Here is a 22,016-nt window from a genome sequence, read left to right on the forward strand (position 1 = left end):
GGGGCGCCTCCTCGGATTTCAGGAGGTGCGGGTCGGGGATTCCTGATCGGTGCACGGATCAGGACGATCGGTCTCCCCCTCGCGAGGATCAGGCGAGATGTTCCTGAATGAGGAGAGGGGGGGGCGGGGCTAGAGGGCGGTGGCCTCGAGCAGGACGAGCTGCTCGGGGAACAGGACCGGGGCCTGCACGCCGCCGAGACGCAGGGCGCGGCCGGTGAGGACGACCCCGTCGAGGGCCCAGGCGAGTGGCGACTGGCCGGGGCCGCCGACGGTGGCGGTCGGCGCCGCGAGGGCGACGCGGTACTCGCGGTCGTCGTCGAGGCCGGGCAGCGTGATCGGGCCGGCCGGGTAGCTGGCGCTGGTCGCGACCTGCGTGAACGTGTAGAGCGCGCGGCTGCGGTCGGCGGCGACGACACCGCGCAGGTCCATGCCGGGGTCGGGCAGGTCGGCGTGGACGACGACTCCCGTGTGGAGGAGCGACCGGTGCGCCTTGTGCACGGCGATCCAGGCGGCGAGCTCGTCGAGGGTTGCGTCGTCGACGTCGGGCGAGCTGATGTCCCACTCGACGCCGAAGTGGCCGGGCAGGGCGACTCCCGCACGGAACGAGAGGTCGTGGCGGCGTCCGGTCGAGTGCGAGCGGGGCCCGCTGACGTGGGCGCCCATCAGCTCGTACGGCACGAGCAGTCCGGTGTGCTTCTGGTTGACGAGGCGCTCCATCGGGTCGATGCAGTCGCTCGTCCAGATGCGGTCGGTGTGGTCGAGGATCCCCAGGTCGACGCGGGCCCCGCCGGAGGCGCAGCTCTCGATCTCGACGCCGGGGTGACGGCTGCGCAGCTCGTCGAGCAGGCGGTAGAGCGCGACGACGTTCTCGTGGACCGCCGGTCGTGCCGGGGCGCCGGCGCCCGACTCCAGCAGGTCGCGGTTGTGGTCCCACTTCAGGTAGGCGATGTCGTGGTCGGTGAGCAGCGCGTCGAGCTTGCCGAGGATGTACGCGAACGCGTCGGGGTTCGAGAGGTCGAGCACCTGCTGCTGCCGGGCGATGGCCGGCAGGCGCCCTTCGCCGGGGCCGAGGATCCACTCGGGGTGCGCCCGCGCGAGCTCGCTGTTGGGGCTGACCATCTCGGGCTCGACCCAGATGCCGAACTGCATGCCGAGGTCGGTGACGTGGTCGATGATCGGCGCGAGCCCGTCGGGCCAGACCGTCTCGTCGACCCACCAGTCGCCGAGCGAGGTGGTGTCGTCGCGGCGGCCGTGGAACCAGCCGTCGTCGAGCACGAAGCGCTCGATCCCGACGCGGGCCCCGGCGTCGGCGAGGGCGCTGAGGCGGCCGAGGTCGTGGTCGAAGTAGACGGCCTCCCACGTGTTGAGGGTCACGGGACGCGGTGTCGCCGGGTGGTTGGCGCGGGCACGAAGGAGGCGGTGGAACCGTGCCGAGAGCTCGGTGAGCCCGTCTCCCCACGAGCCGAGCGCCTCCGGCGTCTCGTAGCTCTCGCCCGGCCCCAGCCGGATCTCGCCCGGGGCCAGCAGCTCGGCGACGCGGGTGTGGGTGGCGCCGGTGACGAGGCGCTCGACGCTGACGCGGTGGTTGCCGCTCCAGGCGAGGTGGGCGGCGTGGACGAGGCCGCGCTCGAAGCCGAAGCCTGGCGTGCCGGACGCGACGAGCAGGGTGGCGTCGGCTCCGGGACGGCCGCGGCGGCTCTCGCGGTCGTAGCGGCCGATCGTGAGGTCGTGCCGCTGGGGGGTGCGCTCGCGGAGGTGGCGACCGGTGGTGTCGAGCACCTCGCCGGCGGTGTGCGGCAGGGGGAAGCTCGCCGCGAGCTCGCCGAGCTCGTAGGTGGCGGCGGTGTCGAGTGCGGCGGCGGCGGAGGCGTCGAGCTCGCGGGCGTCGTCGCCGGTCGAGCCAGCCGCGGTGTTGGTGAGGCGGAGGCGCTGGTGCAGCAGGCCGTGGGGGTCGAGACGCAGGGTGATCGTGATGCGGAGCTCGGCGGCAGGGTCGTCGGCCGTGATGGTCAGGACAGTGCCGGAGGTGCCCGTGACGCCGGTGCTGCCGGGGGTGCTGCCGCTGCCTGGGGTGACACCGGTCTCGGTGGTGTCGCGCGCCTCCTTCGGGCTGTCGCCGTTCTCGGCGACAGCGAGATCGGTGACGGTGAAGGCCGGTGAGAAGGAGGCGCCGGCGCGGCTGCCGAGGAGGCCGGGGGTGCCCTGCCAGCCGTCGGACTCGAGGGGGAGGAGCGTGAGGCGGGCCGGCTCGTCGATGGCGCCGGAGGTGCGCTGGGCGCGGGAGGCGAGGACGACTCCGGCGAGGGCGGCGGCGCTGAGCTCGCCGAGGTCGGGGCCCCAGTGGACTATGCCGGGGAGGCCGGGGCCGGAGGTGTCGAGGACGACGCTCGTGCCTCCCTGGCGGAGGTGGAGCTCGGTCGTGCGGACTTCGGTGCGACGCTGCATGGGTTAGTTCTACGACGGAACTAATAGGGCTGTCAAGTGATCTCGGAAAGCCGAATGGCGCCTCCTTTTCGTTCGGCCTGGAAGATATGCTCGGTCGCATGACGACGACGGAGCCGGTGCTGGGCGAGTCCGGGCGTGAGCTGGTGCGCGAGGTGCTGATCCACGGGCCGATCGCGCGGGCGGAGCTCGGACGCCGGCTGGGCCTGTCGCCGGCGAGCCTCACGCGGCTGAGCAAGCCGTTCCTCGACCGCGGTCTCTTCGTCGAGGGAGCCGTCGAGCTCGCCGGAGCCGTCGGCCGCCCCGCCAAGCCGCTCGACGTGCGCGTCGACCTGCAGCGCTTCGTCGGCATCAAGCTCACCGGCGACCAGGCACTCGGGGTGCTGACCGACCTGCGGGCCAAGACGCTGGGCGAGCACGTCGCCGACCTCGCCGGGCACTCGCCCGAGGAGGTGGTGGAGGTGCTGGCCGCGGTGGTGGAGGCGCTCGCCGGGTCGGGCGGTGACGTCGCGGACATCGCGGGTGTCGGGGTGAGCATCGGGGGCAAGGTGACCGGACAGCAGGTGGTGCTGCGTGCGCCTTTCCTCGAGTGGCGTGAGGTGGACCTCGGCGGGATGCTGTCGCGGCGGCTCGGGCTGCCGGTCGTCGTCGAGAACGACGTCGTGGCGCTGACGGAGGCAGAGCGGTGGTTCGGTCTCGGTCGCGGGATCGACGACTTTGCCGTGGTGACGACCGGGGCCGGTGTCGGCTACGGGCTGGTGATCCACGGTCGGCAGGTCATCACGCCCGACACGGGTCTCGGTCTCGGAGGGCACTTCCCCCTCGACCCCACCGGTCCGATCTGTGCCGACGGGCACCGTGGCTGCTCGACGGCGATGCTCTCGACGACGAGCATGTGCGCCTCGGCTGCCGTCGGTCTCGGCCGACTCGTCAGCTACGAGGAGCTGCTGGCGCTCGCCGCCGCGGGCAACGCGGTCGCGGTGCAGGTCGTCGGCACGGCCGGTCGGTCGCTCGGCCGCATGATCGCCGCGGTCGCGAACCTCACGATGGTCGGGACCGTGGTGCTCTCGGGGGAGGGCATCGGCCTGGTCGACGTCCCGGTCGCGGCGTCGGAGATGCGTGCTGGCATCGCCGCCGACCGTGACCCCGACGCGTCGGAGGTGCGGGTCCTCACCGGGGACGCGGACTTCGGCGCATGGGCGCGTGGTGCTGCGGCGGTCGCGGTTCAGGCGCGGATCGGGGCTCTCGGGGCGTGAAGCGACAGGACCTTCGCCAGACGGTCCTTCACTGCGGCATTCTGTGCCTTCTGGAACCGAACAAGGGGCCTCGCCAGCATGGCAAGGCCCCTTACTGGTACGGGTATTATGCTCGGCTCAGCAGTCCGGAAGGTTATCTAGATTGTTCCGTCCGGTCGAGTCGGCGTTAGTGGTCAGGTAGTCCTTTCCGTTACGAGTGCCAACTCGCACGTATGTAGTCTGACCAGCCGCGAGAACGGAGTAGGCCCACCGGTCCGCCCCGATGTTTGTGACGGCTTGAGACTTTGTGTGGCTCCAGGCTGCCCCGCAGAGGCCGGTGATGTCGCCGTCTCGGTCTTTTTTGCTCTTCGTGACTTGTTGGGTCATGGCTAACTCCTTTGTTGCCGAGGTCGCCGGGTGCCACCTCGACTCGGACTGTCGCAGGCGTTGCTGGAACATTCCTGGAATGAATGAGGATTCATCAGCGGGGTGGAATGAGCGGCCCATCTCGCTTCAAATTGCACCGTCGTCTGAACTGAGCGTCTCGCTGCGTCGAATAGCAACCTCGAGAACGGCGCCGATCTCGCGTTGAAGAATCACAGGCACACCGAGTCCATCAAGGTTCTGAGCCGCGAGCCATTCGACAGCTTCGGCCCGTGACCACTGGTCGACTCCGATGAAATCAGACAGGGCCACGGTAGCTGTCCGGGAAAGGCCGAGTGACATCAGCACGACTTCACTGGTACGGGATACGCCAAGTTCAAGCATCATTGCGTAATCGGGCCGAGACGTGGCCTCCAATCCAAGCTCGGCTGCGTAGACACCGAGCACATCGGCGTAGCAGGCAAGGTACTTGGGGGCGTGGAACCGTGCGATGGATTCGATATCCCGCATGACGTCTCGAATTGCGACCGCCGAGGTAAGCGACGGGTTGGTCGCAAGCCTCTGATCGATCAGGCGCGCCAAAGGCATGCCTTTCATCCAGTTGACGATCAGGTTTGCGAGTTGCCACTTACGACGATCCTCGCTTGAACGGGGCGCGCCGAAGACATGCGTCATGGTAGCGCCAACCAGCACCAGGGCTTCTTGGAAGCGTGGTCTCGCGTCAGGTTCCTCCGGCAGCGGTAGCTCTAACTCGGCCGGCGTCCTTCCAGATCGACGAAAGCTGGAGAGGAGTCGCTCCATTGAAATGGGCGCGATGCCGGCGTGCCGCGTAATAATTTCGACAGGAATGCTGAGCTCAGCTGCTGCAAGAAGGACCGCGGATTCGATCTCGCTTCGTTCTGAGTCGAGAAGGACACGCTCGAGGAGCCCCTGAATGGGATCGCCTGAAAGGTGGCGGGCGCAGAGGTATGCGAAGAGGCTTTCGGCAGCGCTGTCGTTGTAAACGTCGTCGACGGATCGCACGAACGCGAGTAGTCCCGACGCGTCTTCCAGGCCTGTGCTCACAGCACGAGTAATCTGTGACCGCTTTCGTACCCGCGGCAGATTGGGCCAAAGTTTGTCATCGTCAGTGTCGATGCACACCACATTGCCTTCGAATTCCTTGCCCCAGCGGCCGGCGCGTCCTGCCAAATTCCAGAAGTCACCTTCGCGGAGCGGATTTCCGGTTCCCTTTTGTGGGTTGCGCATGAAGATGGTTCGGCACGGGAGGTTTACGCCCTCCAGCAAGGTCGAAGTGCAGATCAAGTAGTGAATCTTGCCCTCTCCAAAGAGACGCTCGATTTCTGCTCGAATGACGAGCGGCATGTTGCCATAATGGAATGCCACGCGCCGCAGGAGCACGTCGGCGAGCAAGTACTTGCTGTGCACGGCTGTCTTAATCAAGTCCCGCAAATCTTCTATTTCCTCATCGACGTCCCCTGAGGTCGGAAGTTGCTCGAAGACGGCCTTTGCGACTTTTTCTGCTTCGCTTGGACCATTGACGTAGATGACGTTACCGGGCGTGTTGCCGGCAAATGCATGTGCCACTAGGGCGATGCGCATGGGCACACTTGTCGCACGTTGGGCCAGCACGAGTTCGCCCACTTTTTGGCTGTGCCCATCTGAGACGAGTGAGACGGATCTGCGCTGAGGTTTCCGGTCGATGTGTTCGACCCAGAGAATGTTCTGATTGACGGTCACCGTCTCGGAGACAAAGGCATGGGCGCTCCGATCGGGCGGCGCGTCTTCGATCAAAAGTTCCGGGTTGGAGCTCAAAGGGCTGGCAAAGAGGACTTGCGTCTCTGGGCTCCGCCGGACGGTCCGCTCGATCGCGTGTTGTAGCAGAACACCTCGCGCGTCGCCGGCAAGCGATTGTGCTTCATCGACGAAGAGGAGGTCCACGCCAAGCATGGGAAAGAGCTCGAGGACGAGGTGGAGCCGTTCCTGCGTGACTACCAGCACTGTTCTTGGAGACTCCGATAGGTCAGGGTCCCAGGGCATAGTGAAGACGTCGACATCAGAGGGCGCTTCTCTTCGTAGGTCCATGGATACTTCCTCGATGAGGGCACGAGTCGGTACCAGGTAGACGAGCGTGAAAGGCCCTGCCTGGCGGGCAACCTCTAGAAAATGCTCTCGAATAATGCGGGACTTCCCTGCGGAAGTGGGCGCGGAGACGCTCAGCCAGTCGTTCGTCTCTACGGCCTCCCAGAATCTCCCCTGGAACGGGTTGACCGGCAGTACCCGCCCGTCAGAGAGACCAACCGAGTAGTCAATACGGCTGCGGACCACCTCCATGCGCAGCGCTCCAGGCAGCTTTAACCAGGCATCAGCAGGCAGGCGGTTCCGAGACTCAGCCAACTCAACGGCCATGTGATTACCGCTGCGTTCCAGCAGTGCAGCAGATGCTGCTTTATGGGCATCTGTCGCGTCGGCGGATAGCATGCAAGCAGTCGCGATCCGGAGAATTGCAGACTGAGACCGTTCTGAACGAGACGAGGTCATCGCGCTGGCGTATAGCAAAGCGAATCCCCAGTCGATCGTGGAAACCTCCTCGTCCCAGACCACCGTGGCGAACTCCGAACGGATGGTCAGTTTGCGTGCGGCGTCGAGCACTTCCCTAAACTTGCGGGAGGCAAAAACGACATCGTCTAGAGCTGTGTCGGTTGTCATTTAGCCCCCATGCGACTTAGGACCCGAGCGCGTAGATCCGCAACGTCGGGCATCGGGATGCAGAACAGGTCTATGTTCACGCCCACGACTTCGAATTCCTTTACGCGGTTTCCAACCGTCTTATGCCAGCGGCCCACAGCCCTCGATATTTCCTGTTGCTTGGTCTCATCGAGGTCAGATATATCCGGATACTTGTCGTGGTCAAAGCCGACGAGACAGACCCCGTTCCATCTCACTTTCAACGTCTTCGGGTTTGTTTCGTCGAAATACTCGAGCAGATGAGTCGCCAACTCGATCTGGGTCACGTTGAGGTGATCACGTACCAGGAGCAGGTCCTGTCTCCGGCGTGCGTCGCCATCAGGCCGCAGGTACGGAGCGATACTTTCGAAACAATCCTTGAACGCCTCTGAGCTGGACTTATAGAGCTTCGACTCGCCCCAGTAGACGTCCAGAACCCCATCATTCGCGAGACTGGCGTGGATGCCGTCAGAGCCGTGCACGTGGACCTCAGTGTTCGTCTTCAGGGCCATCTTCGAGATCAATTGAGGTCGCTGTAGCACCCGCTCCATAAGTAGGAACAAGAGGAGCTCGCCGCCTTCCCCAGAGCTCTCCGACTTTACGAACAAGTTGCGGGCCTGCTCGTGCAGGCCCACAATGGCCGCCGTCGAGTTGGTTTTCTCGTACTCCGCGTGCGCTCGCTCGATCTTCGAGCGAGGTATACAGAAGTCCATGGTCGCTGACGCCATTGCGCCCGCCAGAAGCTCCGAGGCAGGAGCCCCATTGGCATCGTGGGCAAGAAAGTGCGTTCTAACAACAGTCGATGTTTCGGGGATGGAAACAGCTGCTTGAAAAGCTGGCAGAAAATCGATGATCGAGTTGCCTGTGCCCCTTGCTAGCTCAATGAACTGTTCAACGATAATTGCCTCGTCGACCATGCCGTACCCCCGATGATGCACGTCGGCCTCCGCAACTCGGGGCGCGCTCATATAGTTTGCAGGAATCGTGAGGCATTCTCCGGATCGCCACTCGGTTTTTCGCACATGTACTTCGGGGGCAGTCTGTGGCCGACGTACCCGGCTCATCGGCCCAGCAGGTCGGCAGGCACGTCGCGACCACAGCCCGCAGAACTCCCACCACCCGAGTTGACTCGTACTGCCCCCCTCACGCCGCCCAGGGGCAGAACCGCGAACCCCGGGGCGGCCCGCCGCAGACGTCGGGCCTGCACCCCACGGAAGGAACCACCCATGAGCATGGAAGGCGCGGCCTGGAGCTCGCTCTACAAGATCTCGTCCGCGAGGGACGGCAAGCACGGCATCTCCCGCGAGTCCGTCCGGCGGATCATGACGTTCGCCGTGCCCTACCGGGCGAAGCTCGTCATCTTCATCGCGCTCTCCGTCGTGGGGGCGTTCCTCGCCGTCGCGACACCGGTCCTGGCCGGCCGCGTGGTCGACGTCATCGTCGCCAAGGGCGAGGTGTCGATGATCATCCGGCTCGCCGTCCTCATCGCCGTCGTGGCCGTGGCCGACGCCGGCGTCTCGCTCCTGACGCGCTGGTTCTCGGCCCGGATCGGCGAGGGCGTCATCCTCGACCTCCGCACCGCCGTCTTCAACCACGTCCAGAGGATGCCCATCGCGTTCTTCACCCGCACCCGCACGGGCGCCCTCGTCAGCCGCCTCAACAACGACGTCATCGGTGCCCAACAAGCCTTCAGCGGCACCCTCTCGGGCGTCGTCACCAACGTCGTCGCACTGATCCTCACCCTCATCGTCATGCTCAGCACCTCCTGGCTGGTGACGGTGCTCGCCGTCATCATGCTGCCGATCTTCCTGATCCCCGCCCGACGCATGGGCAGCCGCCTCGCCGCACTGCGCCGCGAGGCCGCCGACCACAACTCCGCGATGAGCACCCAGATGACCGAGCGCTTCTCGGCCCCGGGCGCCACCCTCGTCAAGCTCTTCGGCCGCCCCGACGAGGAGGCGGAGGAGTTCCGCGTGCGCGCGGCTCGTGTCCGAGACATCGGGGTCCGCAGCGCGCTGCTGCAGTTCGTCTTCGTCACCGCGCTGACGCTCGTCTCCGCGCTGGCCCTCGCCCTGGTCTACGGCCTCGGCGGCTTCCTCGCCCTCGCCGGCCAGCTAGACACCGGCGAGGTGGTCACCCTGGCGCTCCTCCTCACCCGCCTCTACGTGCCGCTGACCGGCCTCGCGAGCGCCCGGGTCGAGATCATGAGCGCCGTGGTCAGCTTCGAGCGCGTCTTCGAGGTGCTGGACCTCAAGCCGCTGATCCAGGAGAAGCCGGCCGCCACCTCCGTCCCCGAGGGCCCGGTGAGCGTCGAGTTCGACGACGTCCGCTTCGCGTACCCGTCTGCCGACAAGGTCTCGCTCGCCTCCTTGGAGGAGGTCTCGACCCTCGACACCCGCGGCGGCGAAGAGGTGCTGCACGGCGTCTCGTTCCGCATCGAGCCGGGACAGACCGTCGCGCTCGTGGGCACGTCGGGTGCGGGCAAGTCCACGATCGCCCAGCTGCTCTCGCGCCTGTACGACGTCGACAGCGGTGCCGTGCGCCTCGCCGGCGCCGACGTGCGCGACGTCACCTTCGCCTCCATGCGCCACACCCTGGGCATGGTGACGCAGGACGGCCACCTGTTCCACGAGACGATCCTCAGCAACCTGCGCCTGGCGCGGCCTGAGGCGACCGAGGCCGAGGTGTGGGACGCCGTCCGTCGTGCCCGGCTCGAGCCGCTGCTCCGTTCGCTGCCGGACCAGCTCGACACGATGGTGGGGGAGCGGGGCTACCGGCTCTCAGGAGGCGAACGCCAGCGGATGACGATCGCCCGCCTCCTGCTCGCCCAGCCTCGCGTCGTCATCCTCGACGAGGCGACCGCGGCGCTCGACTCGACCTCGGAGGCCGCCGTGCAGGCGGCGCTGAGCGAGGCGCTCGAGGGGCGGACGGCGATGGTGATCGCGCACCGCCTCTCCACGATCCGCAGCGCGGACCTGATCCTCGTGGTCGAGGACGGCTCCATCGTCGAGCGCGGCACCCACGACGAGCTGCTCGCCGCGGCCGGCCGCTACGAAGAGCTGCACCGCACCCAGTTCGCCGTGCAGAAGGACGTGGAGCCCGACGAGGAGGCGGCGGTCCGGCCGTAGGACCGCGCAGGCCCCGGAACGCCGACGGGCCCGCCGCCCTCCCGCAGGGGGAGGGCGACGGGCCCGTCGTCGGTGATCAGTGCTGGACGCGGCGGCGACGGAGGCGGAGGCGCACGACCGTCAGGGCGGCCCCGGCGGCCAGGAGGCCAGCGGCGAGGGCGAACAGGCCGTCAGCAGGCTCGCCGCCGGTGTAGGCGAGGCTGCCCGCGGTGGCGATCGGTGTCGTGCCGGACGCGGCCGGCACGACGGCGGCGGTGCTCCGCACCTCGACCGGGATCGACGCCGTGAAGCCGCCGAGCGAGACTGCCATGCTCCGCGACCCGGGCCCGTTGAAGGTCACCATGGGGAAGCCGCTCGGGGAGACGCCGATGACGTCGTGCGGTCCGTTCGTGGTCACGGTGGTGCGCTCGGTCCCGTCGGCGTAGTCCTCGAACGGGATCGGGTTCTCGAACCGGTCGACGACGTACGCGCTCGCGTCGGCCCCGGCGCCGTCGTCGAGGCTCAGCGTGCTGCTGCTGCCGTCGAGCGAGGAGGCGCGGGCGAACTGCTGGTCCACCCCGACGACGTTCGCGGTCGTGCCGACCGTGACGAGGATGCCCGCCGGCGCAGCAGGTGCGACCTCGAGGTCGACGACGAGGAGCTCGCCGATGCCCACCATGTTCAGGGGCGTCACGCCGAAGGAGAAGAAGCCGGAGGCGGTGCTGGTCCCCGAGATCGTGAGGGAGCCAGGCGCCTGGGTCACCGTGGCGCCCTCGGGCAGGGTCGCGACGAGCGTGCTGGGGGCGGCGACGATCTCGATGCTGGGCGCGGGATCGCCTGAGGCCTCCCACGTGAACGAGTACGGCTCGCCCGCGACGACCGTGAGGTCGGTGCCGGGTTGTGCGGTGAAGGTGGGGGCGACGCCGGCGGCGACGCGACGCTCGCTCACCACGGTGGTCGGCTCGTCGCCCGCAGCGGGTCCGGTGCCGGTGACGGCGACCTCGACGACGCGACCGATGTCGGCCCGGACGAGGACGTAGGTCTCGGCGGTGGCGCCCTCGACGGCCGCGCCGTCACGGGTCCATTGGTAGGTGAAGGTCGTGCCGTCGGGCCAGCCGTCGGTGACGGCGGTCTGGAGGTCGCCGAACTCGGTCGTGCCCGCGATGGTCACGGTGCCGGGCTCGGTGGCGGCGGCGATGCCGACGACCTCGTCCGTGCCGGGGGCAGGGGCGGGGGCCGGGGCCGATGCGTCGTCGGCCGCGGGAGCGTCGATCGGAGCGGACTCGACCGGTCCGGACTCGGCAGGCTCTGCCTCGACAGGCACCTCGACAGGGGCCTCGGCGGGCGCGGACTCGACCGGGGCAGGTGCGGCCTCGGCCGCGGGGGCTGCCGCGTCGGGAACGGGAGCAGATGTCGGGTCGGCCGCCGCGCCTCCGTCGTCGGGCACTGCTGCCGCGGTCGAGCTCGAGACCGGCGCCGCCGACGCCATCGGCGCGGACAGCGCCGTCCCCCCCAGCATCACGGCGACGACGGACGGCAGGACCAGTGCGGTGAGCACGGATCTCTTCATGGTTCCCCCTTGTACGGATGATCGACGCGAGCCTCGTGCTCGCCCCCGACGAGCCCGGTGACCAGGTGGTCGTGGGGCCCTGTGGCCTACCGTACGAGCCGGTTCGTCTCTGCGGGCGCCGCGTTACCAACCTGTTGCCGGATGTCATCCGCCCGATCGAGGAAAGATCATCTCCAGGTCGTGTCAGGTTCCGCGCTGCGGCGACAGGGCGGTGTCCCGGTCAGGCGCGGGCGGCTCGCACGTAGGCGACGATCGCGTTCGCGTGGCCGTGGCCCATGCCGTGCTCGGACTTCAACCACGCGACGACCTGCATGTGGGCGTCTTGGTCGAGCCGCTCGTTCACGAGATCGAGCCACTCCTGGATCGGACGCCCGTAGGTCTTCTCGATGCTCGGGAAGTACGACGCGGGGCCCTTCGGCTTCGCCCCGTCGGCGGGCGGCTCGGGTGCGAGGACACGGTCTCCGGTCATGGCTCAGAGGGTAGCGGGCGGACTCGCCGAGTCCGTCGTGTTCCGTCTCGTTCCGAGCACCCCGTCTCGCCAGGACGCGACGGGATGCTCGGAACGAGACCGCGTCAGGGCGTCGCGCCCTGCCCACCGGTCTCGAGCGCCCACGCGGTCACGTGCACGACCGACCCCTCGACGACGTCGAGCTCGACGGGCCACGAGCCGCGTGCGTCGGTCGGGAAGGGCGCCGCGAAGAGGGTCCTCGCGACGAGGGCGCCGGAGGTGGCGCCCGCGTCCCAGCCCAGTGTCGTGACGGCCGAGGCCCCGGCGGGCAGCTCGAACTGGTCGTAGCCCGGGTCCTCCGCGAGGAACGACGCGCCCTGCTCGACGGTGACCGCGAGCTCGTTGCCGTTCTGGTCGGCGAACGCGACGTCGGGATAGCCCTCGACGACGCACGCGGCATCCGTGAAGTTCGTCAGCCGCAGCGTCTGGCTGCGGTGACCCGTCGCCGCGCCGGTCTCCCCGAGCAGCAGCATGGCCTGGTCCCGGGTGCACCACGACGGGTCGCGGTCCGGATCGCGGTCGGGATCCAGCGTCGGGACGGGCGTGCCCTCGGCGTACGGGTCGGGGAGGGCGCCCAGGCCGGGGTCCGCGCCCTCGGCGACCGCCGCCTCCTGCGCGGACACGACGCGTGCCGCACGCTGCCCGAGCGCGCCGGTGGCGACGACCGCAGCGGCCGCGACGACGGCGGTCGTGACGAGGACCGCCTGCCGCCGACGGGCGGCGGAGCCCGTCGGAGGGGTCGTCCGGTCGTCGGGCCCGGAAGGCGATGTGGCCGTGCCCGTCGCGTGCCGCCGGACGAGCAGGGCAGGCAGCCAGCCCTGCACCACTCCCCACCAGGCGCCGACGGTCGCGTCCGTGCCCAGGCCGTCGAGGAGCATGCGGAGGCGCGGTGCCGGGAGCGCGCCCACGATCGTCGCGAGGTCCAGGGCGAGGCCGGCCGAGCCTCCTGCCAGGACGAGCGCGAACCAGGCGAGCGCGAACCGCGCGGTGCGGTCGTCGACCCGACCGGCGAGCGGGACGAGGAGGCGCGCGACGAGGAAGACGACGGCTGCGGCCAGCAGCGTCGTGCCCACGCCCCAAGCCCAGGGGCGCACCCCGGGCGAGAACGGGATGGTCGCGGGCAGGACCGCGCCGACGCTGGCCGGGAGCAGTCCGCTCCAGCTGACGGCGACGGCCAGGCCTCCGCTCACGAGCCACAGCGCCGCGGCCGTCGCCGCTGTCGTCACGGCGCTGGGTCGGGACGTGTGCGGGGGAAGTCGCGCGTCACCATCGGTCATGGGACGAGTCCATCACGTCGGCACGTCGGCATCATCCGCCGGGGGGAGCATCGCGGGTCGAGTCGAGTCGAGTCGGGTCGGGTCGGTCGGGTCGAGGGCGTCATGCTCGACGGAGGACGCGTCGGTCGTTCGACGGCCTGCGGGCAGCCTCAGCCGACGCCGCCAGGATGCTGCGCTCGAAGCCGGCCTGCCCGCTGCGCGACGGCCGACAGGACGTAGGCCGCCGCGAGGGCTGCGTAGACCAGCGCCGAGACGACCGCGACGGCGGCTCCGTCGTCGCCGGCGGCCAGGGCGAGGACCGTGCTCAGCCCCTGGAGGATGAAGAACCCTGCCATCACGACGCTCGAGGTCGTCCCGCCGGTGAGGCGCCACGCGGGACGAGGAGGGGCGGTCGGCTCGTCTTCTGCCCGGAAGGTGCGCCCGCAGAAGACGACCGTGGCGACGGTGACGGCCAGGAGCGTGAGGGCCCCGGCCGTGGGGCCGAGCAGGAACATCGCGAAGAACCCGAGGGCGAAGCCGAGGACGACCGCCACGAGGACGACGCCGACCTTCGAGGTGGCCGAGGTGATGCGGAGTGCCATGTCGCTCCCGTCGAGCTGGGACGTGTGGGTCACTCGACTCTACGGGTGACCGTGACTTCCCGACGGTCGTGCGCTATGTTCATATGTAAGCACATGGGGGCCGCGACCGGGCGGGCCCGACTCCACGATCAGCAAGGTGTACAGCGACGTATGACCGACACCACCACCTCCGCGACGTCCGCGCCCCTCGACCTCGTCACCATCGGACGCTCGGGCGTCGACCTTTACCCCCTGCAGGACGGCGTCGGCCTCGAGCAGGTCGAGACGTTCGGCAAGTACCTCGGCGGCAGCGCCGCGAACGTGACCGTCGCCGCCGCCCGGCACGGCCTCCGCACCGCGATCGTCACCCGCACCGGCGACGACCCCTTCGGCCGCTTCGTCTCGGGCGAGCTCGAGCGCCTCGGCGTCTCGACCCGGTTCGTCCGCACGGTGCCCGACCTCAACACCCCGGTCACGTTCTGCGAGATCTTCCCGCCCGACGATTTCCCCCTCTACTTCTACCGGGCGCCCAAGGCTCCCGACATGGTCGTGAACGCCGACGAGCTCGACCTCGACGCCATCACGAGCGCGCGCATCTTCTGGGCCACCGTCACCGGGCTCTCCGATGACCCGAGCCGGACGGCTCACCACGCCGCCTGGGAGGCACGCGGACGCACGCCGCTCACGATCCTCGACCTCGACTACCGGCCCATGTTCTGGTCGTCGCCCGAGGATGCCCGACGCGAGGTGTCCCTCGCCCTCGAGCACGTCAGCGTGGCTGTCGGCAACCGCGAGGAGTGCGAGATCGCCGTCGGCGAGACCGACCCGCACCGGGCCGCCGACGCGCTGCTCGACCGCGGGCTCGACCTGGCCATCGTCAAGCAGGGCCCGCGCGGCGTGCTCGCGAAGACCCGCGACGAGACCGTGGAGGTGCCTCCCCACTTCGTCGAGGTCGTCAACGGCCTCGGCGCGGGCGACGGCTTCGGCGGTGCGCTCTGCCACGGCCTGCTGCAGGAGGACTGGTCGCTTCGGGACGTCCTCCGCTTCGCGAACGTCGCCGGCGCGATCGTCGCCAGCCGCCGCGAGTGCTCGACCGCCATGCCCTCGACCGCCGAGGTCGACGAGATCGTGAGGAGCATCGCCCATGTCGACGCCTGAGGTCACCACCACCAGCAGCCGCAGCCGCACCACCGCCTCCGCCCCCCGCACCGCCACCAGCCCTGCCGCCGCCTCCCTCGACTTCGAGGCGCTGCGCCACGCCCGCACCTTCGCCCCGCAGACCGTGCTGCCCCGGGTGCGCGACCGTGCCCGCCGGTCGCTGCTCGCCGACGACGGCCGCCTCTTCATCGTCGCCGCCGACCACCCGGCCCGTGGGGCGCTCGGCGTCCGCGACGACCCCGCGGCGATGGCCGACCGCTACGAGATGCTCACCCGCCTCGTCACCGCCCTCTCGCGACCCGGCGTCGACGGCGTGCTCGGCACGCCCGACGTCATCGAGGACCTCGCCCTGCTCGGCGCCCTCGAGGGCAAGGTCGTGGTCGGCTCGATGAACCGCGGCGGCCTCAAGGGCGCCTCGTTCGAGATGGACGACCGGTTCACCGGCTACGACGTGCCGAGCATCGTCGCGTCGGGCATCGACTTCGCCAAGCTGCTGATCAGGATCAACCTCGGCGACGCCGCGACCGCGGCCACCCTCGAGTCGACCGCCCGCGCCGTCGACGCCGCCGCGGCGGCACAGGTGCCGATCATGCTCGAGCCGTTCGTGAGCCGCTGGGTCGACGGCGCCGTCGAGAACGACCTCACGCCGGAGGCGGTCGTCACATCGGTCGCCATCGCCTCGGGCCTCGGTGCCACGTCCGCCTGGTCGTGGCTGAAGCTCCCCGTCGTGCCCGAGATGGAGCGGGTGATGGCGTCGACGACGCTGCCGACCCTCCTGCTCGGCGGCGACCCCTCCGGCCGCCCCGACGAGACCTACGCGTCGTGGGAGGCCGCGCTCGGGCTCCCCGGCGTCCGTGGCCTCGTCGTCGGCCGCACCCTGCTGTACCCGGCCGACGGCGACGTGGTCGCCGCGGTCGACACCGCCGCTGCGCTCGTGCACGGCTGATCCCTCCCGAGAAGAGAAGCAGGACCATGTCTGACACCCTGACGAACGCTGCCGCCACCGCCGCCGAGCTGCCCGTCGTGCCGCACTGGATCGACGGTGCTGAGTCGCCGTCGACCTCCGGCCGCACGGCCCCCGTCTACGACCCGGCGCTCGGCGTCGTGACGAAGCACGTCGCCCTCGCCGACGACGCTGAGATCGCCGCGGCGATCGCCTCGGCCCAGGCCGCGTTCCCCGCCTGGCGTGATCTCTCGCTCGCCAAGCGCCAGCAGATCCTCTTCCGGTTCCGCGAGCTGCTCGAGGCGAAGAAGGGCGAGCTCGCCGAGATCATCACCTCCGAGCACGGCAAGGTCGTCTCCGACGCGCTCGGCGAGATCACCCGCGGCCAGGAGGTCGTCGAGTTCGCGACCGGCCTCGCGCACCACCTCAAGGGCGAGTACTCCGAGCAGGTGTCGACCGGCGTCGACGTCTACTCGACGAAGCAGCCGCTGGGCGTCGTCGGCGTCATCTCGCCCTTCAACTTCCCCGCGATGGTGCCGATGTGGTTCTTCCCCATCGCCATCGCCGCCGGCAACACCGTCATCCTGAAGCCGTCCGAGAAGGATCCCTCCGCCGCGCTCTGGCTCGCTGCCCTCTGGTCCGAGGCCGGGCTGCCCGACGGCGTCTTCACGGTGCTGAACGGCGACAAGCAGGCCGTCGACGGGCTGCTCACGCACCCGCACGTCCGCGCCGTCTCGTTCGTCGGCTCCACCCCGATCGCCCGGTACGTCTCCGAGACGGGCACCGCGAACCACAAGCGCGTCCAGGCCCTCGGCGGCGCCAAGAACCACATGCTGGTGCTGCCCGACGCCGACCTCGACCTCGTCGCCGACTCCGCGATCAACGCCGGCTTCGGCTCGGCGGGGGAGCGCTGCATGGCGATCTCCGTCGTCGTCGCTGTCGATCCCGTCGCCGACGAGCTGATCGTCAAGATCAAGGACCGTGCGGCGAAGCTGCGCATCGGCGACGGTCGTCGCGGCTGCGACATGGGCCCCCTGGTGACCGAGCAGCACCGCGACAAGGTCGCCTCCTACATCGCGATCGCCGAGGAGGACGGCGCCGAGGTCGTCATAGACGGCCGCGGCATCGATGTCGACGGCGACGCCGCGGGCTTCTGGCTCGGACCGACCCTGCTCGACAAGGTCCCCACCACGTCGCGGGCCTACACGGAGGAGATCTTCGGGCCGGTCCTCTCGATCGTGCGCGTCGCCTCCTACGAGGACGGCGTCGCCCTGATCAACGACGGCGCGTTCGGCAACGGCACCGCGATCTTCACCAACGACGGAGGTGCGGCGCGGCGCTTCCAGAACGAGGTGCAGGTCGGGATGATCGGCATCAACGTGCCGATCCCGGTGCCCGTCGCGACGTTCTCGTTCGGCGGCTGGAAGGACTCGCTCTTCGGCGACACCAAGGCCCACGGTGCCGAGGGCGTCCGGTTCTTCACCCAGCAGAAGGCGATCACCTCGCGCTGGCTCGACCCGTCGCACGGCGGCGTCGACCTCGGGTTCCCGCAGAACTGAGCCGCCAGGACCGAGACAGCACGAGGAGGCGCGGCATGACCACGCAGAACGAGACGGTGTTCCCGAGGGGCGCCCTGGCCCGCGGCGAGTGGGAGTCCGTCGTCGACGACGGGATCGACGGCTGGCAGCACACCGGGCTGCGCGTCGCCGAGCTCGCGGCCGGCGGCGAACTAGCGCTGCCCGCGGCCGGCGTCGAGCGCCTCGTCGTCCCGCTGTCGGGGTCGTTCACCGTCCGGCACCAGGGCTCGGGTGACCTCGAGCCGGGACAGCACGACACGACGCAGCTGGAGGGCAGGCCCTCGGTCTTCGACGGCCCGACCGACGTCCTCTACCTGTCGACCGGCGCCTCCGCGACGATCGAGGGGGAGGGGCGCGTGGCCGTGGCCGAGGCGCCCACCGAGGAGGTGCGGCCCAGTCGGCACATCCGGCGCGAGGAGGTGCCCGTCGAGCTGCGCGGCGCAGGTCGCTCCAGCCGCCAGGTGCACAACTTCGGGACGCCCCAGGCGCTCGACGCCGGTCGGTTCATCGTCTGCGAGGTCGTCACGCCCGCCGAGAACTGGTCGAGCTGGCCGCCGCACAAGCACGACGAGCTGCAGCCGGGGCGGGAGTCGCGGCTCGAGGAGATCTACTACTTCGAGACCGCGGTCGAGCGGGGTCGCGAGGCACCGCCCGAGGCGGATCCGTTCGGGTTCGTCCGCGCCTACTCGTCCCCGGCCGGGGAGATCGACGTGCTCGCCGAGGTGCGCACCGGCGACGTCGCCCTGCTGCCGCACGGCTGGCACGGCCCGTGCGTCGCGGCCCCCGGCTACGACCTCTACTACCTCAACGTCATGGCCGGGCCCGACCCCGAACGGGTCTGGCACATCTCGGACGACCCGGCCCACGGCTGGATCAGGGGGACGTGGGAGGGGCAGGACGTCGACCCGCGCCTCCCCTACGAGCGTCGAGCCTGACGCGCGACCAGCACGAGCACCCGCAGCACCCGCAGCACCTGCACGACCAGCAGCGCACCACCAGCACCAGCACCAGCACCAGCACGACGACCACTCACGGCGACGAAGCCACGACGACAGGACACGACGACATGGGCACCACCAGGCGGATGACGGTCGCGCAGGCGCTGATCGAGTTCCTCGCGAACCAGTGGACGGTCGACGGCGACCACCGCGAGCGCACCGTCGCCGGCACGTTCGGCATCTTCGGCCACGGCAACGTCGCAGGAATCGGCCAGGCGCTGCACCAGCTCGAGGTCGACCAGCCGGGCCTGATGCCGTACCACCAGGCCCGGAACGAGCAGGCGATGGTGCACCAGGCCGTCGGCTACGCGCGGATGACCAGGAGGCGGGGCACCTTCGCGAGCACCGCCTCCGTCGGTCCGGGGGCCGCCAACATGCTCACCGGCGCCGCGCTGGCGACCGCGAACCGGCTGCCTGCCCTGCTGCTGCCGAGCGACACGTTCGCGACCCGGGTCGCCGACCCCGTGCTGCAGCAGCTCGAGCTGCCGCACGACACGAGCGTGCAGGTCACCGACGCGTTCCGGCCGCTGTCGCGGTTCTTCGACCGGGTCGACCGCCCCGAGAAGCTCTTCTCGATCGCGCTGGCCGCGATGCGCGTGCTGACCGATCCTGCCGAGACGGGAGCGGTCACGATCGCCCTGCCCGAGGACGTCCAGGCGGAGGCGCTCGACGTGCCCGTCGAGTTCCTCGCGCCGCGCGAGTGGCACTTGCGCCGCCCCGTGCCCGAGCGCGGCCCGCTCGAGCGCGCCGTCGCCGCGATCCGCGCCGCGAAGTCGCCGGTCGTCGTCGCCGGCGGCGGAGTCCTCTACTCGGGCGCCGAGGAGTCGCTGCGCGCCCTCGTCGAGCTGACCGGCATCCCGGTCGGCACCACCCAGGCCGGCGGCGGCTCGCTCGTCTGGGACCAGCCGGGCTACCTCGGCGCCGTCGGGGCGACCGGCAGCACCGCGGCGAACCGCCTCGCGGCCGAGGCCGACGTGGTGATCGGCATCGGCACCCGCTACTCGGACTTCACGACGGCCAGCCGGACGGCGTTCCAGGCCGACGGCGTGCAGTTCGTCAACGTCAACGTGGCGTCGTTCGACGCGTACAAGCACGGCACGCAGCTGCCGGTGATCGCGGATGCCCGCGAGGCGCTCGACGTCCTCCGCGCCGAGCTCGCCGACTGGCGCGCCCCGGCCGAGTGGGTCGACCGGGCTGCCGCCGAGAAGGCCGGCTGGGACGCGGTCGTCGACCGCGCCTTCGAGCCCTCGGGGCAGGCGCTGCCGGGTCAGGCGGAGATCATCGGCGCCGTGCAGTCCGCCTCCGACCCCCGCGACGTCGTCGTGCAGGCCGCCGGCTCGCTGCCGGGCGACCTGCACAAGCTCTGGCGGGTTCGCGACGCCCTCGGTTACCACGTCGAGTACGCCTTCTCGTGCATGGGCTACGAGATCGCCGGCGGCCTCGGCGTCCGGCGTGCGGCGCCGGACCGCGACGTGATCGTCATGGTCGGCGACGGCTCGTACCTGATGCTGCACACCGAGCTCGTCACGGCCGTGGCCGAGGGCGTCAAGATCATCGTCGTGCTGATCCAGAACCACGGCTACGCGTCGATCGGGCACCTCTCCGAGACGGTCGGCTCGGAGCGCTACGGCACCCGGTACCGCGACGGGAGCGGCGCGACCCTGCCCGTCGACCTGGCCGCGAACGCCCGCAGCTACGGCGTCGAGACCATCGAGATCCAGGCCGGGCCGGAGGCGGTCGCCGACCTGGGCAGGGCCGTGGCGGCCGCGAAGGCGTCCGACACCGCGACGCTGATCCACGTCGAGAGCGACCCGCTGCTCTACGCGCCCGGCGGCGAGGGCTGGTGGGACGTGCCGGTCGCCGAGGTGTCGACCATGGCCAGCACGCAGCGCGCGCACGACGAGTACGTCACGCGCTCGGCGGCCCGCCGCCCGCTGCTGGGCTGACGCCGCGGGCCTGATCGGAGGCCGCTCACCCCGAGACCAGCCCCGCGGGGGACGTCTCCGTTTGTGCGTGCGCCACAAACGGAGATACTCTCCTCCTGTAGGCGGAGAATGTCTCCGTTCAGTGAGGAGGCCCCGTGGTGATCGACGTAAGTGCGGCCGGGCGCGCACCTAGGGCTGACGCCCGGCGAAACCGAGAGCTCATCCTCGGAACCGCCGAGGAGCACTTCGTCGAGCACGGCGTCGGCGGCTCCCTGGACGCGATCGCGAGACGTGCGGGTGTCGGTGCAGGGACGCTCTACCGCCACTTCCCGACTCGAGAGGCCTTGCTGGCCGCACTGCTGGCGGGGCGTGACGAGGAGTTGGTGGCCACGCGCGACAGCCTCCGCGAGGAATCGGTCGACGCCGGTCAGGCGCTCGACGGCTGGCTCAGGGCAGTCGTCACGTGGGCTGCGGCCTACGAGGGGCTTCCCGAGCCCCTGCGGGCCGCGACGACGACGAGTTCGTCGCCGCTGGCCACGACCTGCGAGGGGTTCGTGACCACGACGGCCGAGTTCCTGACAGCGGCCCAACGCGCTGGGCTGGCACGCGGCGACGTCCGGGCTCGGGACCTCTTCCTCTCGGCGCTGGCGACGAGCTGGGCGAGCGGTGCCGCCTTGGCGGACGACGAGACCGCGGCAGCACTGTCGGCGCTGACCCGGACGGGATGGGCGGAGGCGGCACCGCGTCCCGGAGGCCCACACGGCTGACAGGGCGGTCCCGCGAGTTCGCCCGAGTACGACCACGAGCCACCGCACCACGAAGCACACATCGACGAAGGAGACAGCATGGAAGAGACGGGCATGAAGCGCATCGGCATCATCGGCAGCGGAGACATCGGGAGCGGCATCGCCCGCCTGGCGGTCGCCGCCGGCTACGACGTCCTGGTCGCGAACTCGCGTGGGCCGGAGTCGCTCCGAGACCTCGTCGAGGAGCTGGGACCTCGGGCCCGGGCCGGCGACCCTCGCGAGGCCGCCGACTTCGGGGACGTCCCGGTCCTGGCCGTTCCGCTCGGCGCGTACCAGGCGCTTCCCGGGGACGCGTTCTCGGGCCGGACCGTCCTGTCGACGGGCAACTACTACCCGCACCGGGACGGCCGGATCGCTCGCCTGGACGCCCTCGAGCTCACGACCGCCGAACTCGAGCAGGAGTTGCTGCCGGGGGCAGTCGTCGTCAAGGCCTTCAACAACATCCTGTTCCACCACATCCCCACGCTCGCCCACTCCTCGCCCCGCACGGCCCTCGCCGTGTCCGGCGATGAGGACCAGGCCAAGGGCAAGGTCTCAGCCGTCGTCGAGGATCTCGGCTTCGAGGCCGTCGACGCCGGCACGCTGGCCGAGTCATGGCGGGCGGAGCCCGAGTCGGGGGCCTACACGCCGATCTACGCCGCCGACCTCGAGGCCTTCGCCGCGGACTACCTGTCCGACCCGGGTGCCCCCGTCACGGCTGACCGCCTTCGCGAACTCCTGGCTGCCTCGAACCGTGCGGACGTCGCAGCCCGTCAGTTCTGACGATCCCGCCGCGGGACCGGGGGCACCCGCACCCTGC

18 protein-coding genes are annotated in these 22,016 nt (G+C 69.9%); 9 read left to right on the forward strand and 9 right to left on the reverse strand.

Annotated elements, in window-relative coordinates; translation table 11 throughout:
* Positions 1-129 precede the first annotated feature (129 nt).
* Positions 130-2,445 (reverse strand): alpha-galactosidase, encoded by a 2,316-nt coding sequence (locus EDF18_RS15715; protein WP_123548791.1) that lies wholly within the window; start codon positions 2,443-2,445, stop codon positions 130-132.
* Between the two features lie 98 nt (positions 2,446-2,543).
* Here EDF18_RS15715 and EDF18_RS15720 point away from each other — a divergent pair, with 98 nt between their 5' ends.
* Positions 2,544-3,698 (forward strand): ROK family transcriptional regulator, encoded by a 1,155-nt coding sequence (locus EDF18_RS15720; RefSeq protein WP_199732475.1) that lies wholly within the window; start codon positions 2,544-2,546, stop codon positions 3,696-3,698.
* Between the two features lie 117 nt (positions 3,699-3,815).
* On the opposite strand, the gene EDF18_RS15725 is transcribed toward EDF18_RS15720, so the two are convergent.
* From EDF18_RS15725 to EDF18_RS15735, 3 genes are read right to left on the reverse strand one after another with little or no spacing between them, the layout of a single operon-like run.
* A complete protein-coding gene (locus tag EDF18_RS15725; protein WP_369878407.1) occupies positions 3,816-4,184 on the reverse strand; it encodes a DUF3892 domain-containing protein in 369 nt (122 codons plus the stop codon).
* Between the two features lie 6 nt (positions 4,185-4,190).
* Positions 4,191-6,770: a DEAD/DEAH box helicase gene (locus EDF18_RS15730; RefSeq protein WP_123548794.1), complete on the reverse strand. Its 2,580-nt coding sequence runs from the start codon at positions 6,768-6,770 to the stop codon at positions 4,191-4,193.
* The gene (locus EDF18_RS15735) at positions 6,767-7,705 is read right to left on the reverse strand and encodes a DUF1837 domain-containing protein (RefSeq protein ID WP_148050111.1); all 939 of its coding nucleotides are present in this window, start codon (positions 7,703-7,705) and stop codon (positions 6,767-6,769) included. The genes EDF18_RS15730 and EDF18_RS15735 overlap by 4 nt, the downstream gene beginning before the upstream one ends.
* Positions 7,706-8,014: 309 nt before the next feature.
* On the opposite strand from EDF18_RS15735, the gene EDF18_RS15740 reads away from it, so the two are divergent.
* Positions 8,015-9,916, forward strand: a complete 1,902-nt coding sequence (locus EDF18_RS15740) for an ABC transporter ATP-binding protein (protein ID WP_123548796.1) — start codon at positions 8,015-8,017, stop codon at positions 9,914-9,916.
* A 76-nt stretch (positions 9,917-9,992) separates the two neighbouring features.
* On the opposite strand, the gene EDF18_RS15745 is transcribed toward EDF18_RS15740, so the two are convergent.
* The 4 genes from EDF18_RS15745 to EDF18_RS15760 form a co-directional block, all read right to left on the reverse strand.
* The gene (locus tag EDF18_RS15745) at positions 9,993-11,465 is read right to left on the reverse strand and encodes a hypothetical protein (RefSeq protein WP_123548797.1); all 1,473 of its coding nucleotides are present in this window, start codon (positions 11,463-11,465) and stop codon (positions 9,993-9,995) included.
* Between the two features lie 220 nt (positions 11,466-11,685).
* Positions 11,686-11,934, reverse strand: coding sequence for a DUF4287 domain-containing protein (locus tag EDF18_RS15750; protein WP_123548798.1), 249 nt, complete (start codon positions 11,932-11,934; stop codon positions 11,686-11,688).
* Positions 11,935-12,038: 104 nt separating this feature from the next.
* On the reverse strand, positions 12,039-13,250 hold the full coding sequence (locus tag EDF18_RS15755) for a DUF4232 domain-containing protein (RefSeq protein ID WP_148050112.1): 1,212 nt from the start codon (positions 13,248-13,250) through the stop codon (positions 12,039-12,041).
* Positions 13,251-13,399: 149 nt separating this feature from the next.
* Positions 13,400-13,864 (reverse strand): hypothetical protein, encoded by a 465-nt coding sequence (locus EDF18_RS15760; protein WP_123548800.1) that lies wholly within the window; start codon positions 13,862-13,864, stop codon positions 13,400-13,402.
* Between the two features lie 117 nt (positions 13,865-13,981).
* Between EDF18_RS15760 and iolC the strand changes: the two genes are divergently transcribed.
* The 4 genes from iolC to iolB are packed head-to-tail and all read left to right on the forward strand — an operon-like array spanning position 13,982 to position 18,423.
* Positions 13,982-14,968: a 5-dehydro-2-deoxygluconokinase gene (iolC, locus tag EDF18_RS15765; protein ID WP_123548801.1), complete on the forward strand. Its 987-nt coding sequence runs from the start codon at positions 13,982-13,984 to the stop codon at positions 14,966-14,968.
* Positions 14,955-15,914, forward strand: a complete 960-nt coding sequence (locus tag EDF18_RS15770; protein WP_233569204.1) for a class I fructose-bisphosphate aldolase — start codon at positions 14,955-14,957, stop codon at positions 15,912-15,914. Before iolC ends, EDF18_RS15770 begins: the two co-directional genes overlap by 14 nt.
* A gap of 26 nt (positions 15,915-15,940) precedes the next feature.
* Positions 15,941-17,470, forward strand: a complete 1,530-nt coding sequence (locus EDF18_RS15775; protein WP_123548802.1) for a CoA-acylating methylmalonate-semialdehyde dehydrogenase — start codon at positions 15,941-15,943, stop codon at positions 17,468-17,470.
* Positions 17,471-17,505: 35 nt separating this feature from the next.
* Positions 17,506-18,423, forward strand: a complete 918-nt coding sequence (gene iolB, locus EDF18_RS15780; protein WP_123548803.1) for a 5-deoxy-glucuronate isomerase — start codon at positions 17,506-17,508, stop codon at positions 18,421-18,423.
* On the opposite strand, the gene EDF18_RS16415 is transcribed toward iolB, so the two are convergent.
* Entirely contained in the window at positions 18,405-18,548 is a 144-nt protein-coding gene (locus tag EDF18_RS16415; protein ID WP_158614704.1) for a hypothetical protein, read from the reverse strand. The two genes, iolB and EDF18_RS16415, sit on opposite strands and share 19 nt — an antisense overlap.
* Before the next feature lie 6 nt (positions 18,549-18,554).
* Between EDF18_RS16415 and iolD the strand changes: the two genes are divergently transcribed.
* The 3 genes from iolD to EDF18_RS15795 all read left to right on the forward strand — a co-directional run bounded on the left by iolD (position 18,555) and on the right by EDF18_RS15795 (position 21,979).
* Positions 18,555-20,432 carry a 3D-(3,5/4)-trihydroxycyclohexane-1,2-dione acylhydrolase (decyclizing) gene (gene iolD, locus EDF18_RS15785; protein WP_123548859.1) on the forward strand — a complete coding sequence of 626 codons (1,878 nt, stop codon included), beginning with the start codon at positions 18,555-18,557 and terminating at the stop codon, positions 20,430-20,432.
* A gap of 134 nt (positions 20,433-20,566) precedes the next feature.
* Positions 20,567-21,178, forward strand: a complete 612-nt coding sequence (locus EDF18_RS15790; RefSeq protein ID WP_123548804.1) for a TetR/AcrR family transcriptional regulator — start codon at positions 20,567-20,569, stop codon at positions 21,176-21,178.
* 78 nt (positions 21,179-21,256) lie between these two features.
* Positions 21,257-21,979 carry an NADPH-dependent F420 reductase gene (locus tag EDF18_RS15795; RefSeq protein WP_233569205.1) on the forward strand — a complete coding sequence of 241 codons (723 nt, stop codon included), beginning with the start codon at positions 21,257-21,259 and terminating at the stop codon, positions 21,977-21,979.
* Positions 21,980-22,016 lie beyond the last annotated feature (37 nt).

Source organism: Frigoribacterium sp. PhB107, from assembly GCF_003751515.1.
Taxonomy (GTDB): Bacteria; Actinomycetota; Actinomycetes; order Actinomycetales; family Microbacteriaceae; genus Frigoribacterium.